The 14,403-nt window shown below is 39.9% G+C and carries 13 protein-coding genes and 1 pseudogene; 11 read left to right on the plus strand and 3 right to left on the minus strand.

From position 1 onward, the window contains the following. Window positions 1-12: 12 nt before the first annotated feature. The 3 genes from LLY41_RS05760 to LLY41_RS05770 are packed head-to-tail and all read right to left on the minus strand — an operon-like array spanning window position 13 to window position 3,092. Window positions 13-2,007, minus strand: coding sequence for a hypothetical protein (locus LLY41_RS05760; RefSeq protein WP_304587137.1), 1,995 nt, complete (start codon window positions 2,005-2,007; stop codon window positions 13-15). An 11-nt stretch (window positions 2,008-2,018) separates the two neighbouring features. Next, on the minus strand, window positions 2,019-2,597 hold the full coding sequence (locus LLY41_RS05765) for a hypothetical protein (protein ID WP_304587138.1): 579 nt from the start codon (window positions 2,595-2,597) through the stop codon (window positions 2,019-2,021). Between the two features lie 54 nt (window positions 2,598-2,651). Beyond that, complete coding sequence (locus LLY41_RS05770; protein WP_304587139.1) at window positions 2,652-3,092, minus strand: type IV pilus modification PilV family protein; 441 nt, start codon at window positions 3,090-3,092, stop codon at window positions 2,652-2,654. 131 nt (window positions 3,093-3,223) lie between these two features. Here LLY41_RS05770 and LLY41_RS05775 point away from each other — a divergent pair, with 131 nt between their 5' ends. The 11 genes and pseudogenes from LLY41_RS05775 to LLY41_RS05825 all read left to right on the plus strand — a co-directional run bounded on the left by LLY41_RS05775 (window position 3,224) and on the right by LLY41_RS05825 (window position 14,389). Further along, window positions 3,224-4,504: a hypothetical protein gene (locus LLY41_RS05775; protein WP_304587140.1), complete on the plus strand. Its 1,281-nt coding sequence runs from the start codon at window positions 3,224-3,226 to the stop codon at window positions 4,502-4,504. Window positions 4,505-4,516: 12 nt separating this feature from the next. After that, window positions 4,517-5,251, plus strand: coding sequence for a PRC-barrel domain-containing protein (locus LLY41_RS05780; protein WP_304587141.1), 735 nt, complete (start codon window positions 4,517-4,519; stop codon window positions 5,249-5,251). A 19-nt stretch (window positions 5,252-5,270) separates the two neighbouring features. Beyond that, on the plus strand, window positions 5,271-6,644 hold the full coding sequence (locus tag LLY41_RS05785; protein ID WP_304587142.1) for a VanW family protein: 1,374 nt from the start codon (window positions 5,271-5,273) through the stop codon (window positions 6,642-6,644). A 21-nt stretch (window positions 6,645-6,665) separates the two neighbouring features. Then, window positions 6,666-8,326, plus strand: a pseudogene (locus tag LLY41_RS05790) (GspE/PulE family protein). 9 nt (window positions 8,327-8,335) lie between these two features. Further along, the gene (locus LLY41_RS05795; protein WP_304587143.1) at window positions 8,336-9,391 is read left to right on the plus strand and encodes a type IV pilus twitching motility protein PilT; all 1,056 of its coding nucleotides are present in this window, start codon (window positions 8,336-8,338) and stop codon (window positions 9,389-9,391) included. Then, window positions 9,378-10,583, plus strand: a complete 1,206-nt coding sequence (locus tag LLY41_RS05800) for a type II secretion system F family protein (protein ID WP_304587144.1) — start codon at window positions 9,378-9,380, stop codon at window positions 10,581-10,583. Before LLY41_RS05795 ends, LLY41_RS05800 begins: the two co-directional genes overlap by 14 nt. A gap of 105 nt (window positions 10,584-10,688) precedes the next feature. Further along, entirely contained in the window at window positions 10,689-11,108 is a 420-nt protein-coding gene (locus tag LLY41_RS05805; RefSeq protein ID WP_304587145.1) for a prepilin-type N-terminal cleavage/methylation domain-containing protein, read from the plus strand. Between the two features lie 14 nt (window positions 11,109-11,122). Beyond that, entirely contained in the window at window positions 11,123-11,866 is a 744-nt protein-coding gene (locus LLY41_RS05810) for a prepilin peptidase (RefSeq protein ID WP_304587146.1), read from the plus strand. Between the two features lie 88 nt (window positions 11,867-11,954). After that, window positions 11,955-12,950, plus strand: a complete 996-nt coding sequence (gene pilM / locus LLY41_RS05815; protein WP_304587147.1) for a type IV pilus biogenesis protein PilM — start codon at window positions 11,955-11,957, stop codon at window positions 12,948-12,950. 3 nt (window positions 12,951-12,953) lie between these two features. Further along, a complete protein-coding gene (locus LLY41_RS05820; protein WP_304587148.1) occupies window positions 12,954-13,613 on the plus strand; it encodes a fimbrial assembly protein in 660 nt (219 codons plus the stop codon). Then, window positions 13,610-14,389 (plus strand): pilus assembly protein PilO, encoded by a 780-nt coding sequence (locus tag LLY41_RS05825; protein ID WP_304587149.1) that lies wholly within the window; start codon window positions 13,610-13,612, stop codon window positions 14,387-14,389. Before LLY41_RS05820 ends, LLY41_RS05825 begins: the two co-directional genes overlap by 4 nt. The last annotated feature ends 14 nt before the right edge of the window (window positions 14,390-14,403 follow it).

Below are 14,403 nucleotides of genomic sequence, written 5' to 3' on the forward strand. Positions count from 1 at the left end.
AGCACCTTTTTCTCATTCTATTAATAGTTCATCAGAAAATATTTGAAGATGTTGTACAATTGGAAGGGTATCTATTCGCTGCAGAAGTACATTTTGATCGTAGTTCACGATAAAACGGGAATACTTATCCAGCTGTGAAGATTTCGATGGAAGATTTTCGATGGAGTCTGTTTCACCGCGAATAGCGTTAATTATCAGCTTTTCTTTGGCAAAAATGCCTCCATTGATATAAAACAGCGAACCTACCCCATATAATTCTGCCTCTTTTTCTGTATAGAAAAATCCTTTTAAAGGTTTTATTCTTTCATCTTCAGGGATATATGGCATTCCCTCTTCATCATCAGGATCGAAATTGCCGAATTCATTTATGCGTGTGAGCAGCAAATTATCTTTAGCCATCAGAACAAGCTGTTTTGTGTTGTTTTCCGATCCTAAAACATTTACATTCGATATATTTGCACGCTTGCCTGCGTACACAACAGAATCAAAGATTACCTGATCATTTTCTGAAGGCTCTCCGGTTTCATCCCCATTTATTGTAAAAGATTCGTTGGAGATTATGGTTCCTGTCATTTCAATCGAAGTATTTAGAGCATTAATAGCTGTGTTTTTGCCTGACAATATATCACCGTTGACCTTAATGCCTTTACTGGAAAGTGCGCCACTATTATGAACATAGGATTCTATAATTATATCCTTTGCCGAAATAATATTTTCATTGACCTCAAGCTTGCCATTAAAATTGACAAGGTGAGTTCTCCCGGTTACTAATATATCTTCATTTATTGTTAAATCTTCAAAATTCACGAGATAAAGGTCACCATCAACAATCAGTTTTTCATTCAACTCAAGAGAAGTATCCTCTGCCATGATCACCACATCCCCCTGAATAAGACCGTTTAGCAGGGAAGCATCTTCTAGTGTGTTTATAAGGTAACTTTTAAAATCATCTTCATTATTATTGCCTATTTCCTGCAAAATCTCTGGAAGCCCGGCTTGCTTTTTTACTTGTTCCGCAATCACAGTATTTATAGCGAAAGAAGAAAGAATTCCGGATTTTATTTCTTCAGAAAAAGTACTGCCATTTCCGGTTCTGAAGGCAGGAATCCCATTCGATGATAGGAATTCATTGGCTGCTTCATTCATCGTTCTTTCAAAATCGATATTAATAAATTGGCTGTCATGCTTAAGCTCTGGTACATGGTCTTTATAAAAATTCTTTTCTTCTAGCAACGGAAGAAGGTTCGCAGTTGAACTATATAAATCCCCATTAATTGAGGACATATTCGTATCCTGTTTCTTCTTGGTTCCATCACGCAAATCATATTCAGCATCATCGTTTAATGTTAATCGGTTAGCATACACATTCCCGGAAAAGTTTGCTGAACCATTTAAAAATAGACCGGAGCCATTATCATCAGAAAAAGAGCCGGCAGCATATTTCAAAAAACTAGGAAGGGGAGACAGGATGAGCCTCTTCCTGAGAGTCCGTGTAATCTTACCTTCTGTTTCGACAGGATTTTTAGTAACTATAATGATGTCTAATACTCTTGTGAAATCATTTTCCAGTTCAATATTAAATGTATCATAATCAGATATGTCATCCATGCAAGGTGCGGAAGAATCGATAAAGCTTGCACTGCTTCCTGACAGGTCAATAATATTCAAACAGCTTATATTTTCCTTTGTCCTATAAGGAGCGATTAAATCATCTTTCAGCTTATTCTTCAGGTCTATATCAAAGTTACTCCGTACATAAAGTTTTCCTTCAGTGTTCTTTCTCCGGTAATCTTCAAGAGGAAGGTTCGGCAGTATTCCTGCCAATTCGGAGGTCATTTGATCGATTAGCTTTACAGAATCATATGTTATGGAAATATCACGTTCCCTCGTTTCCGTTCTTTTGGCCCCTCCCAGAGAAGCTGCCAGAATACTCATTCCCAAAACAGTAAATATAAGCGACATTAATAAAACAGTAATAAGGGTATTGCCCCGCTCATTTTTCAGCAAATGATCACCTCTTAAAATCCAAACTTACTATTAAGCTCTAATTTTTCTTCAAGCCTTTCATGATCGAGCTTTAGCATTAAATCAATCATCCCCTGTGTACATTCTTCCTCATTTTTATTAGTAGACTCAGAACAAGAGATTTCTAATGCGGATTCGCTGAAATCAGCTGCAGAAGTAATCTCTGCGCTATCAATTGAGATTGATTTCCGGCTGCTGTCATTTTCAGAATCAGTTATTTCAATCCTGATTACCTGCTCATCTTCATTCGCAGTGTTTTGATTTATGGTATAAAAAGTCTGCTGTTCTTTCTCTTGTTTAGTTAAAGATGTACTTGATGAATTTACCAGCTCAATGCAATTTTTTTCGCCGCATTCTCTGACATAGTCAAAAGGAAAAGAATAAAATGTGTTCATGATCATTGTTGCTGTATAATCGGCATCATCCCTAAGCTGCCCTTCAATGCCTATCTTATTGTATAGCTTGTACCCAGAAGTAAATACTCCATAAATAATCGGAAGGATAATGCTGCTTATAACCAAAACGGCAAGCAATTCATAAAGAGTGGCACCGCGCTCATCGAAGATCTTCACTTTTTATTTCTCCTTCTATATCTGTAGATTCTTCATTTCCGTTGATCTCCCAGGTCACTGTCGCTTCCAGAGGCACAAAAAGGAAGAGTGTTCCTCTTTGGCGGGATTTGTATTCTCAACTTCGGTTTTTGGTAAATTAATAGTTACATTGTACTCAATATTATTAACTATAATTGGACTGCAGGTTTGTTCAGGAGTTTCCCCATTCCAAAATATTTTATAAGCACGATCACAAATCAGAAGATTAAGGTAAGCATCTTCATCATTTCTAAACTCTTCTCTTACGTCTATAAAATTTTCTTTCTCAATATGCATTAAAGCATTTCTTGCAACATTGACAGCTGCCGTTTTCTTTTCATTCATATTAGTATAAGTGTAAGCCTGAGAAAAAAACTTCATGGTTCCCATTAAAACTATCCCTAATATTGTTAGTGAAACAAGTACTTCCACAAGAGTTAAGCCTTTTGAACTAGTAAGCAATTTTTTAAATTTCATAGCCCACTCCTTCTTTCAAAATACCTATTTGTATTATACAATATTTAATAGCAAGATTTGTATTTATAGGTCGAATTATGCATTTTTTGAAAAGTTTATCTGTTAAGTCTTAAAAAGAAAGGAGAGATGGAATGGTCACCCTTGGTTTTGCATTGGCATCTTTAGTTTTCATTATTCCTGCTGTTTATTTCATTCCTTCGGGCTTAACTAAAAAAGGAAAAATGTATGTCATTGTGGTTTCCATTTTGCTGGGCATGTTTGGGCTGACAGCAAAAGAATTGTTTTCTGAATGGCAGGCAGCACTTATTCTTTTGCTGCTTTTATTGACAGGTACCTATCTGGCCAATAATAAAATCACAGGATTATTTCATACAGGTGAAGAAACAGGTGCTTTTTCTACAGTCATAATGGAAACAGGAATTGGGAATGAGAATTTGAATAAAAAAAATGCATCTGACCAGGAGGTTGATAAACCAGCTTTGCCTATACTGGTTCAGCAGGAATCAGAAGAAGGTCCTGCGGAATTAGACTTAATAGATTTTAGCAGCGAAGAGGATACGAATAGTCATATTGACTTAGTTATAGAAAGTATTATTGCAGATCCTTCAGAAGAAGAAAGTAATCACGATGATCTAAATTTGGATGAAATTGAAATTATGCTGTTAGAAGGAGCAAATGAGGATCATGCTCCGCAAATAGATGAAAAAGATACAGAGGAAGACACATTGGATTCAGCCATGCCGGAGATCGATTATCTGGCAGAACTGGAAGATATGATGAATGAAGAAATGGGAAGTTCTGTTCATTCTGTTGTGGTAATTTATGGAACAGAAGATCTGGCTGTTCAAGATGAGATAAAGGTTTCCGATAATGTACTTGAAGAATACTTTGAAAGTCTTAATCCGATGGACGATTCAGATGATTCCAGATCTGTAAATCCGGCTGGAGTGCATGAATTCGATTCGGAGGATTCAGGTGAATATGACTCTTCCTTATATATTGATGAAGCAGCGTCTGCTGCTGAAACCGAAATCGGAATAGACGATGAACATAAGCGGGAAACGGCATTGGAAGAGAAAGCGCAGGCTGCTGATCAGGAAAACAGAGCAGGATTCCAGAATCAGATGTTCCAGCTGATTGCACCACAGCTTGAGCTGGCCCGGAATAACCTGGATAAAGATAATTACGAAATGTTAGTGATTGGCTGCCTTAATCCTAATATGCAGCCATCTGATTATTACACATTTGCGAGATTACTATTTGATCACTATATCATTCATAAAGAGTTTGATAAATTATTGGAATTTACCGAAGGTCTTGAAGCCAGATTTTCTGCTTATCCTGTCCTTGTTGAGGAAATCAGATTTATCCAGAAGTCCTATGCTGCAGCCAAGATAAAAAACTATAAATAAGGTGATGTTAAGATGAAAAAAAGCACAGAAATTACAGGTCTGCCTATTATCTCTATTCAGGAAGGCCAGGAAATTGGGACAGTGAAAACATTAGTCATAAATCCTGAAAAAGGTTCAATCGATTTCTTAACAATCGAGCACGAAGATTGGCAAGTCAGTGTAAAGGCCATTCCATTCAAAAAAATTATTGGTATTGGAGAATACGCGGTAACTGTAGAAAGTGACCGTGCGGTAATTGATTTAAATGAAATCCCAATTGCAAATCAGCTGGTAAACAAAAAGATTCGTATTACCCAAACTAAGGTGATGACACGAAAAGGCCAATTATTGGGGGAAACAGCGGAGTTTTACACAGATGAAGATACAGGAAATATACTGGGTGTTGAAATTCAGCTTTCAGATGATTCCGCAGTATTAGCTGCTGAAGAAATCTTAACATACGGTAAGGATATTCTTATTGTAAAAGAAGACGCATCTGAAAGATTTCTAAACAGTGTATCATTGCTGGACCCTGTAATGAGCAATGAAGCTCTTCCAAGTGAAGGCGAAAACATGGATCAGCTCCAATCATTGAAAAACAAACAAATGGAATTATTAGTAGGCAAAGAATTAGAAGCAGATATCTATGACTTAAATGGAAATATACTATTTCCGTCCGGCCGGGTTTTATCCGAGCAGGATGTACAAAAGGCACAAGAAGCAGGCCCTAATGTGTTTGTAAACCTGTCAATGAATGTGAACGCATAATTGAAGGAGGAAGCTCAATGTGAGGAATCCTCAGATTATTAAGCTGTTTTTGATTACGGCACTCTGTACCTCGTTTATATTTAGCTTTTCATATTTTGGAACTGCAGCATACGGAAAGATTTTTTCTGATCAAAGCGAATTTGATTCCGGAACTTTTATCGGAAACGAAGATGTAACAGGTATGGACAAGTCCCGGGCGTTATCCTATATATCTGAAAAACAGGCCCAATGGGTTAATGAAACGGCTTTGTCAATGCAATTTCAGGAAGTAACAAAAGAAGTCAAGGACATCCCGTCTTTTTATCAATTTGATGTAGAACAAAGTATCTCTCTGGCATTGTCAGGCAAAAAAAATCAGCTTATCGCAAAAATAGATGAAGAAAAGCTTAATGCTATTCTGTTAGAAATACTCCCGGAGTTTTTTGCAGAGGGCCTCGACCGCGAGACACTTATAGCTGACCTTCTGATGTATGCGTCCCTGCTTGAAAGCGGCAATCATACGATAAAACTGCAAAACTATTTACCCGGAGACCTTATTGAGGATGAGGTGATTGCTGAATCATCAACTAAAATCTCCGGAAAAGAAAGTGTTATCAATATGTGGGCTGGCAATGAGGCCAGCATCGAAGTTGCTCCGCATTCGCAGATTTCTTTTCTTGATCTGGCTGAAGAAAGAGGAGGTCTGCAGTTTGAGGCAGACGAAATGAGCATCATCTCATCTGCTCTATACAAAGCTCTTCTGAACACTAACTTTATGATTACAGAAAGGCATATTGGAAGGCTGCTTCCGGGGTATATTGAACCGGGTTTTGAGGCCAGAGTGGACTCTGAGAAACAAATGGATTTCATTTTTACTAATCCAAATGATCATAAGTATGTGATTAATTTTCAGCAGCTTGATAAGCTTTTGTATGTTTCTGTTAAGGGGCCGAAGACGATTTACACGTATCAGCCTTCTCTTAAAGATAAGCAGACTTTTAAGCCGAAAACGATTATTCAAATAGATGCCAAGCTGCCATTTGGACAAAAACGAATCGGAGCTGAAGGCAAAGAGGGCATCCTGATAAATGTATTTCGCGATCAGTTGGACGGGGCTGGAAAAATAATAAGCACCGAGAAAATTGCGGAAGACTTCTATCCACCAGTACATGAGGTTCTCATATACAGTCTGGCTATTAAAAAAGATAAGGCGGACGCTGATCCGGCGGAAATTGAGCCTGAAAACAGTGTAAGCATTGAGGATGAGAAATCAGAATCGGATGATGAAAAATCGTCAGCTGAACAGAAACCTGACAATAAGCAAAATGAAACAGACAGCAATAAAAAAACCGGTAAGAATGCAAATGAAAATGATGAAGATCTTTGGGGACTGGATAATGAAGCCGTCAAATAAAAAGGTAAGGCAGTGGTGGGTATGAAGCAGATGCGCAAGAGACTGGGAGATTTGCTGGTTGACACCGGCCTTATCACCGGGGAACAGCTTCAAACATCTTTAAGAGAAAAGGATTCCAATCAAAAGCTCGGTGATGTATTGCTTCAAAAAGGATTTATTACAGAACAGCAGCTGATTGAGGTTCTTGAATTTCAGCTTGGAATTCCCCATGTCAGTTTATATCGCTATCCCTTTGATACAAAGCTTTTCAGCATTGTGCCAAAAGATGTGGCAAAGCGGAATCTCCTCATTCCATTAAAGAAAGACGGAGAGAAGCTATTTGTAGCAATGGCAGATCCTATGGACTTTTACACAATTGATGATTTGCGGTTATCAACAGGCTTTCAAATTGAAGCAGCCATTGCCACAAAAGATGACATTCTCAGGGCAATCAATAAATATTACGATATGAATGAAGGGTTTGAGGAACTGCTGGGAACAGCGGGGAATCTGGATGCAGCAGAAGATAATCAGATGGCTGATGAAGATTCGCCTGTCGTCCGGCTTGTCAATCAGATCATTGCCAGTGCAGCTGCTTTAAAGGCAAGTGATATCCATCTTGATCCCCAGGAAACAAAGATGCTGATCAGATACCGGATCGATGGCGTTTTAAGAACGGAGCGTGTTCTTCCTAAACATATGCAGAGTGTGCTTTCAGCCCGCATTAAAATCATGTCCAATCTGGATATTACTGAACACAGAATTCCCCAGGATGGAAGAATAAAGATTAATATTGATTTTCATCCGGTAGACTTGAGGGTTTCCACATTGCCCACGGTGTACGGCGAAAAAATTGTGCTGCGTTTGCTGGATTTAAGCAGTGCTTTAAATGATATCCATAAACTTGGCTTCAATAAATTAAATCTTCAGAGATTCATAGAAATGATTGAAAAGCCTACAGGCATTGTTTTAATAACCGGTCCTACCGGTTCCGGGAAATCTTCTACTTTATATGCGGCCTTAAATCGCCTGAACAGTGAAGAAGTAAATATTATAACGGTTGAAGATCCCGTTGAGTATCAGCTTGAAGGAATTAATCAAATTCAAGTAAATTCCAATGTCGGGATGACGTTTGCAAAAGGTTTGCGGGCCATTCTGCGTCAGGATCCCAATATCATTATGGTAGGGGAAATCCGGGATAGGGAAACGGCGGAAGTTTCCATTAGAGCATCACTGACTGGACATCTTGTGCTAAGTACACTTCATACAAATGATTCATTAGGCTCCATCACCCGTCTTCTGGATATGGGTGTTGAACCGTTCCTTGTTGCATCGTCTTTGAGCGGAATTGTGGCACAGCGGCTCGTAAGGAAAGTCTGCCGGGATTGTTCCGAGGAGCAGCAGCCGGCTAAGCGGGAAATCGAGATTTTTGCAAAAAGAGGCATAAAACTGGAGAAGGTTGTGCGGGGAAAGGCTGTTCCTCCTGCAATATGACTGGTTATAAAGGAAGAATTGCCATTCATGAAGTGCTGGTTATTAATGATGAGATGCGAAAAATCATTATGAATGGTGAATCATTTACAAAACTCCGGGATTACGCAATAAGAAATAAAACAGTTTTTCTTATTGATGATGGATTGCTAAAAGTAAAACAGGGCATTACAACTACCGAAGAAGTATTACGGGTAGCTATACCTGATTAGGAGTAATGTATGAAGACAAAAATAGATTATCTGTTGAGGGCAGCGTATGAGCTGAAGGCTTCGGATCTGCATTTGACCGTTGGGGTTCCTCCTGTCATACGGATTAATGGTGATTTAAAAAAGTATGGGAAAGATAGTTTGCGTCCGGAAGATACCGAGGGTATGGCTAAAGCCATCATTCCTGCGAACATATGGAAGAAGTTTGAGGAGAACGGCGAGCTGGATTTTTCTTATGGAATACCCGGGTTATCCCGTTTCAGAGTCAACGCTTATTTTCAGCGGTCATGCATCTCACTGGCCATCCGTGTTGTTCCTACACGAATTCCTGCTTTAGAAGAGCTTGGGCTTCCTCCTGTCTTAAAGAAAGTGGCGGAAAAGCCTCAGGGACTGGTCCTGGTGACAGGACCGACGGGAAGCGGAAAATCAACGACATTGGCTTCAATGATTCATTACATGAACCAGACGATGAGAAAGCACATTATTACGCTCGAGGACCCGATAGAATATCTTCATAAGCATGGAAATTGTATTATTGACCAGCGGGAAGTTGGGTTTGATACAAAGCATTTTGCAAATGGATTAAGAGCTGCTTTGCGCCAGGACCCGGATGTGATTCTTGTAGGGGAAATGCGTGACCTGGAAACCATCCAGACAGCCATAACAGCGGCCGAAACTGGCCATTTGGTGCTTGGCACACTGCATACCTCAAGTGCTCCAGCTACGATTAACCGAATTATCGATGTATTTCCGCCCTCCCAGCAGGCGCAAATCAGAATACAGCTTGCTTCTGTATTAGTGTCGATTATATCGCAGCGGCTTTTTCTCACAGCAGACAGGAAGGGCCGTCACGCAGCTACAGAAGTGCTTATGAATAATTCTGCTGTGGCAAACCTGATCAGAAATGAAAAGATCTACCAGATCATCAATGTGATGCAAACGTCACGTGCCCAGGGAATGCATACACTCGAGACAAGTATTACTTCTCTATTGGAGAGCGGAAAAATCGCCAAAGAATCAGCATTGCCGTATATACAGGAAAAGGTGACTGATCATGCCCCGCTATAAATACAGCGGGCGTGACCGCAAAGGGAAGAAAACTGGAATCGTGACAGCTGTTTCTAAAAGGGAAGCCATGCTTCAGCTGAAGGAAAGCGGTATAAGGATTCAGGATGTTCAGGAAGTACCGGAGACGTTTTTAACAAAAGAAATAACTATTGGCAATCCGGTCAAGCTCCAGGACTTTGTCATCTATCTGCGCCAGTTTGCCACCTTGCTGAAAGCGGGGGTCACAGTGGTAGAATCAACCGCTATACTTGCGAAGCAAACTGAAAGCAAAGCACTTAAGAGGGCATTAATAGCTGTCGAACAGGATTTGCGTGATGGACTTCCTCTTTCAGATGCTGCATCAAGGCATAAAAAAATCTTCAGCGGAATGTTCGTCAATATGATCAAAGCAGGGGAAGCAGGCGGAAACATGGACGAAACGCTTGAAAGGCTTGCAGTCCATTTTGAAAAGCAGCACTACACAAAGCAGAAAATCATATCAGCGCTTGCCTATCCGATAACTGTCGGCATAATAGCTGTTGCAGTAGTTATCTTTCTGCTCGTTTCTGTTGTGCCTACTTTTGTGGAAATGTTTAAGGATTTCGGAGGAGAACTCCCTGCCATTACACAATTTGTTCTCAGCTCCAGTGAGTTTATGCAGCAATACTGGTGGTTTGTCATCATCTTATTTTTGGCTTTCTTTATGAGCATTGTGTTTATTCGCAACAATAAAGCTAGTAAATATTATCTGGATTATTTCCTGCTGAGGATGCCGATCTTCGGGAAGATTCTTCAGAAAGCAGCCATAGCAAGAATGACAAGAACCTTAAGCTCGTTATTTTCAAGCTCTGTGCCGATACTGCAGGCCCTAAGCATTGTCGAAAGCATTGTAGAAAATGAAGTAATGGCAAAGGTGATTGCAAAATCAAGAGATTCACTTGAGCAGGGGAAGTCTCTGACGGAACCAATGAAGAAACACTGGGTCTTCCCGCCGCTGGTATCGCAAATGATTGCGATCGGGGAAGAGTCCGGATCACTGGATGCGATGCTCGGGAAGGTAGCTGACTTTTACGAAAAAGAAGTAGAAAGCGCCACAGACAGATTAAAATCACTCATTGAACCGCTCATGATTGTCTTTCTGGCCAGCATCGTCGGGACTATAGTCACCTCTATTATGGTGCCGATGTTTGAAATCTTCCAGCATGTTGGATAAAAATTTACAAAATATTAAAAAATTCGACTGTTCATAGTTATAGTATTTAGTATAATAGTACCATAATAGGTAAAATAAACTACTAGTTTGAGAGGGAGAGTAAAAATGATTAAGAATTTAAGAAAACGACTTAAAGATCAAAAAGGTTTAACGTTAATTGAATTGCTTGCGGTTATTGTTATTTTGGGGATTATTGCGGCGATAGCGATTCCTAGTATTGGAGGATTAATTAATAAAACGGAGGATGATGCAAAGGTTGCTGAGGGTATTCAAATTATTAATGCAGCTAAGCTTTACACCACTTCAAATGCTCCGAAGGGCGGGGAAGAGTTAACGAAAACTGAGCTTTCTGACTATCTAGACAACATTAATGATGATAGTTATAAAGTAACAATTACTAAGCATGATACAACTGGTAAATACTCTTATTCCTTAAGCAACCACAATTCAGTAAAATTGGTAGGTGGCAAAGATGCTACATCAGTTTCTGAAGATGAACTATTATCTAAAGACACTGACGAATAACTAGTTAATAAATCATGAACTTAATATTGCTCTTAATCGGACTTCTTTTAGGCTCCTTCTACAACGTAGCAGGCCTAAGAATCCCGCAGAACCAGTCTATCGCAGTACCGCGGTCCCATTGCCCGCACTGTAAGCATACTCTAACACCTTTGGAACTTGTTCCGGTCTTATCGTATATATTTCTAGGAGGAAAGTGCCGGCGCTGCAAAGCGCCGGTTTCAGCCTTATATCCGGCTGTTGAGCTTTCAACAGGAATCCTGTTTGCTGCTGCACCGCTGGTTATGGGATGGACTGCTGAATTGTTTGTTGCCTGGACGGTAATTTCGCTTGTAATCATTGTGTTTGTATCAGATTTCAAATATATGATTATTCCAGATAAGGTTTTGCTGTTTTTTGCTGCTGTCTTAATAGCAGAACGCATTTTCATACCGCTCTCTCCGTGGTGGGACAGCTTAGCAGGTGCAGGACTTGGTTTCTTCCTTCTTATGCTGATAGCTATCATCAGCAAAGGCGGCATGGGCGGAGGAGATATCAAGCTGTATGCCGTCATTGGCATTGCTTTAGGTGTAAAGCTTGTTTTGCTTTCATTCTTCCTTGCTACATTATTCGGTGCCGCCATTGGCGGCCTTGGCATGATTCTGGGAATTGTTCAAAAAGGCAAGCCTATCCCCTTTGGCCCATTCATTGGGATTGGGACTTTACTGGCTTATTTTTATGGCAGAGAAATAATTGAGTGGTACTTTCATTCATTCTTATAAAGGGGATGGCATTTTGAAATAAGAGCTGGACTATTCCGGCTCTTATTTTTCCCTAGGCAAATCTAACATAATTAAGGAGTTTTTCATCATGGCAATGCGATTTCTTCCCGGAAAAAAGAAGCATGTAAATTTAATTATCAAAGACCATGTTATTCGGTATGCAGAACTTAAAAGTCAGCGTGATTTGGATCTGGCAAGATGGGATGAACGGTTTCTGCCGCCGGGGATTATTAAGGATGGGAAGATCCTGGATTATGATACACTTGCTCTTATCCTTGAAGAATGCGTCAATGAGTGGAAAATAAAAAACAGGCAGGTATATTATACTGTACCTGATCCTTTTATTGTATTGAGAAAGCTGACCATACCGGGGGATGTCCAGGAGGATGAGATTAAAGGCTATTTATATATGGAACTTGGCACCAGCATACATCTGCCTTTTGAAGAGCCTGTTTTTGATTATCATGTTCTCAGTTCAGATCGGAAGGATTCATCCGAAATCCTGCTGTTCGCTGCTCCTGAAGAGATTGTCATGGAATATACCGAACTATTCGAGGATGCAAAACTCCGTCCCGCAGCTGCAGATATCTCTTCTCTCGCACTGTTTCGTCTTTATTGCAGCTATTTTGAAGAACAGCAATCAGAAGCTATTATGCTCATTCAGATTGACCTGAATTCTGCAGTGTGCAGCATTTTTGAATCAGAAATCCCGGTATTTATGAGAAACATTGCGATTGAGACAGACTTAACCAAGTGGGTAACAGCAGCAATGCCTAATGGAGAAAAGAAGCTGGAATACAGCGGCAAAGAAGCAGAAGTGCTGCATCCCCTATTGGATATTTACAATGATATTGAAAAAGTAATGAATTTTTACCGGTATTCATTAAATCAGGGACAGCGCCAAATTAGCAGGATCATTGTAACCGGCGATCACCCATGGCTTGAAAACATTCATAGGGATATAAAAAACAGAATGGAAGTGCCAGTTGTTTCTTTCCGGGACTGCCTGAACAGCGGACAGTATGAGCTGCTGAAGCAATCAGCTTTCCATGTGAATATTGGACTTGGCTTAAAAGAGGGATAGCGCATGCAGGTTGACATTAATCTTCTTCCTCAAAGGGAAAAAAGAACCAAAAACATCTATATTATTGTGGGTATTATTGTTGTCTTGCTTATTGCTGCATTCTTGTTTGTGTATTTAACAGTTGAAAAGAAAAACACTGAGATTCTTCAAATTGACAAGAGAATAACCCAAACAAATGAAATTCTTGAAGCTCAGCAGGCAAAGCTTGCAGACTACCAATCTTCCAATGCGGCAGAAGAGCTGAAAATTGCCATTGAATGGGCAGAAAAGCAGCCATTCGAATTGGTCTTCCTTATGAAACAGTTCACCAGGCTTCTTCCTGAACGAGGATTCGTGATTGAGTTTGAGCTGGATGAAGAAAATAAGGTCAATCAGATTGTTCAATTTGACGCGAAAAGCGAGGCTGCCTATTATTTGCATAGTCTGACAGAATTGCCGTGGGTTGATGAAGCGATTATAAGCGAAGCTAAAACTGCAGACATCTTAAAAGACGAAGCAGCTGAACTTAGAAAACAGGCAAACATACAGCCGAGGTATTATGCAGAATTTGAATTAAGAATTAACCCGGCAGTGCTTAATGAGACCGCCGATATGGATGAAACCAAAGGTACAGAGGAGAAGGATTCCTCCGCTCAGCAAGAGGAAGGGGCTGATTCTCCGTGAACCGGGAAATTTCCAAGAAACAGCTTGTATATGTTTTGCTTGCATTGATTTTTATATCGGGAATAGGATTTGGAAGTTATTATCTCTTTATAAAGCCGGTGAACGAAAAAATGGACAGGAAGCAGTCTGAGCTGCAAATGGCCACTCAGCAATTAACCATTATCGAGAATAATCTTCAGCAGCTGAATGAGCAGACCGTATTGAGTACGGTAGAGCTTCAAAAGCAGGTTCCTGTCAAAAGGCTTCTGGATCAGCTTCTTTTGGATATCGAAAAATCTGAAATTATTTCAGATGTTAATATCATAGAAATGAAGATGAATGGTACTGAAAGTGATGAAGAAATCGACCTTTCTGAAGAAGAAGAACATCAGCCTCAAGAAGAAAATTCTGAAACGGAGGATTCGAAAGAAATCTCAGAAACAGATCCATTGATAGAAGAGAAGCTGCCAAATGGCATTAAAAAGGTTTCGATTGTCCTAAACGGGCAGGCAGATACTTATTTTGAAATGGAAAGTTTTATTAAGAATTTATTGGATTTAAAAAGGGTCCTAAAGGTAGAAAGCTTGAAATATACGGGCTTTGATGAAATTGTGAGTGTTATGCAGGAGGACCAGATGGTTGAATTTGAATTGGCGATAGCGGCCTATTACTACCCTGAACTGGCAGAGCTGCAGAAAGAGCTCCCTCCTTTGGATACTCCGAGAATATCCAATAAAAAAAATCCATTAAGCAGCTTCTCTGAACTGGAAGCTGAGGAGGATAATCAAACACCTTAACCAAAAAACGAAGA

The organism is Cytobacillus firmus, assembly GCF_023612095.1.
Classification (GTDB): domain Bacteria; phylum Bacillota; class Bacilli; order Bacillales; family Cytobacillaceae; genus Cytobacillus.

Coding starts and splice junctions, on each gene's coding strand:
- LLY41_RS05770 (WP_304587139.1), bottom strand. CDS start 3,092: ATGAAATTTAAAAAATTGCTTACTAGTTCAAAAGGCTTAACTCTTGTG.
- LLY41_RS05775 (WP_304587140.1), top strand. CDS start 3,224: ATGGTCACCCTTGGTTTTGCATTGGCATCTTTAGTTTTCATTATTCCT.
- LLY41_RS05780 (WP_304587141.1), top strand. CDS start 4,517: ATGAAAAAAAGCACAGAAATTACAGGTCTGCCTATTATCTCTATTCAG.
- LLY41_RS05795 (WP_304587143.1), top strand. CDS start 8,336: ATGAAGACAAAAATAGATTATCTGTTGAGGGCAGCGTATGAGCTGAAG.
- LLY41_RS05800 (WP_304587144.1), top strand. CDS start 9,378: ATGCCCCGCTATAAATACAGCGGGCGTGACCGCAAAGGGAAGAAAACT.
- LLY41_RS05805 (WP_304587145.1), top strand. CDS start 10,689: ATGATTAAGAATTTAAGAAAACGACTTAAAGATCAAAAAGGTTTAACG.
- LLY41_RS05810 (WP_304587146.1), top strand. CDS start 11,123: ATGAACTTAATATTGCTCTTAATCGGACTTCTTTTAGGCTCCTTCTAC.
- pilM (WP_304587147.1), top strand. CDS start 11,955: ATGGCAATGCGATTTCTTCCCGGAAAAAAGAAGCATGTAAATTTAATT.
- LLY41_RS05820 (WP_304587148.1), top strand. CDS start 12,954: ATGCAGGTTGACATTAATCTTCTTCCTCAAAGGGAAAAAAGAACCAAA.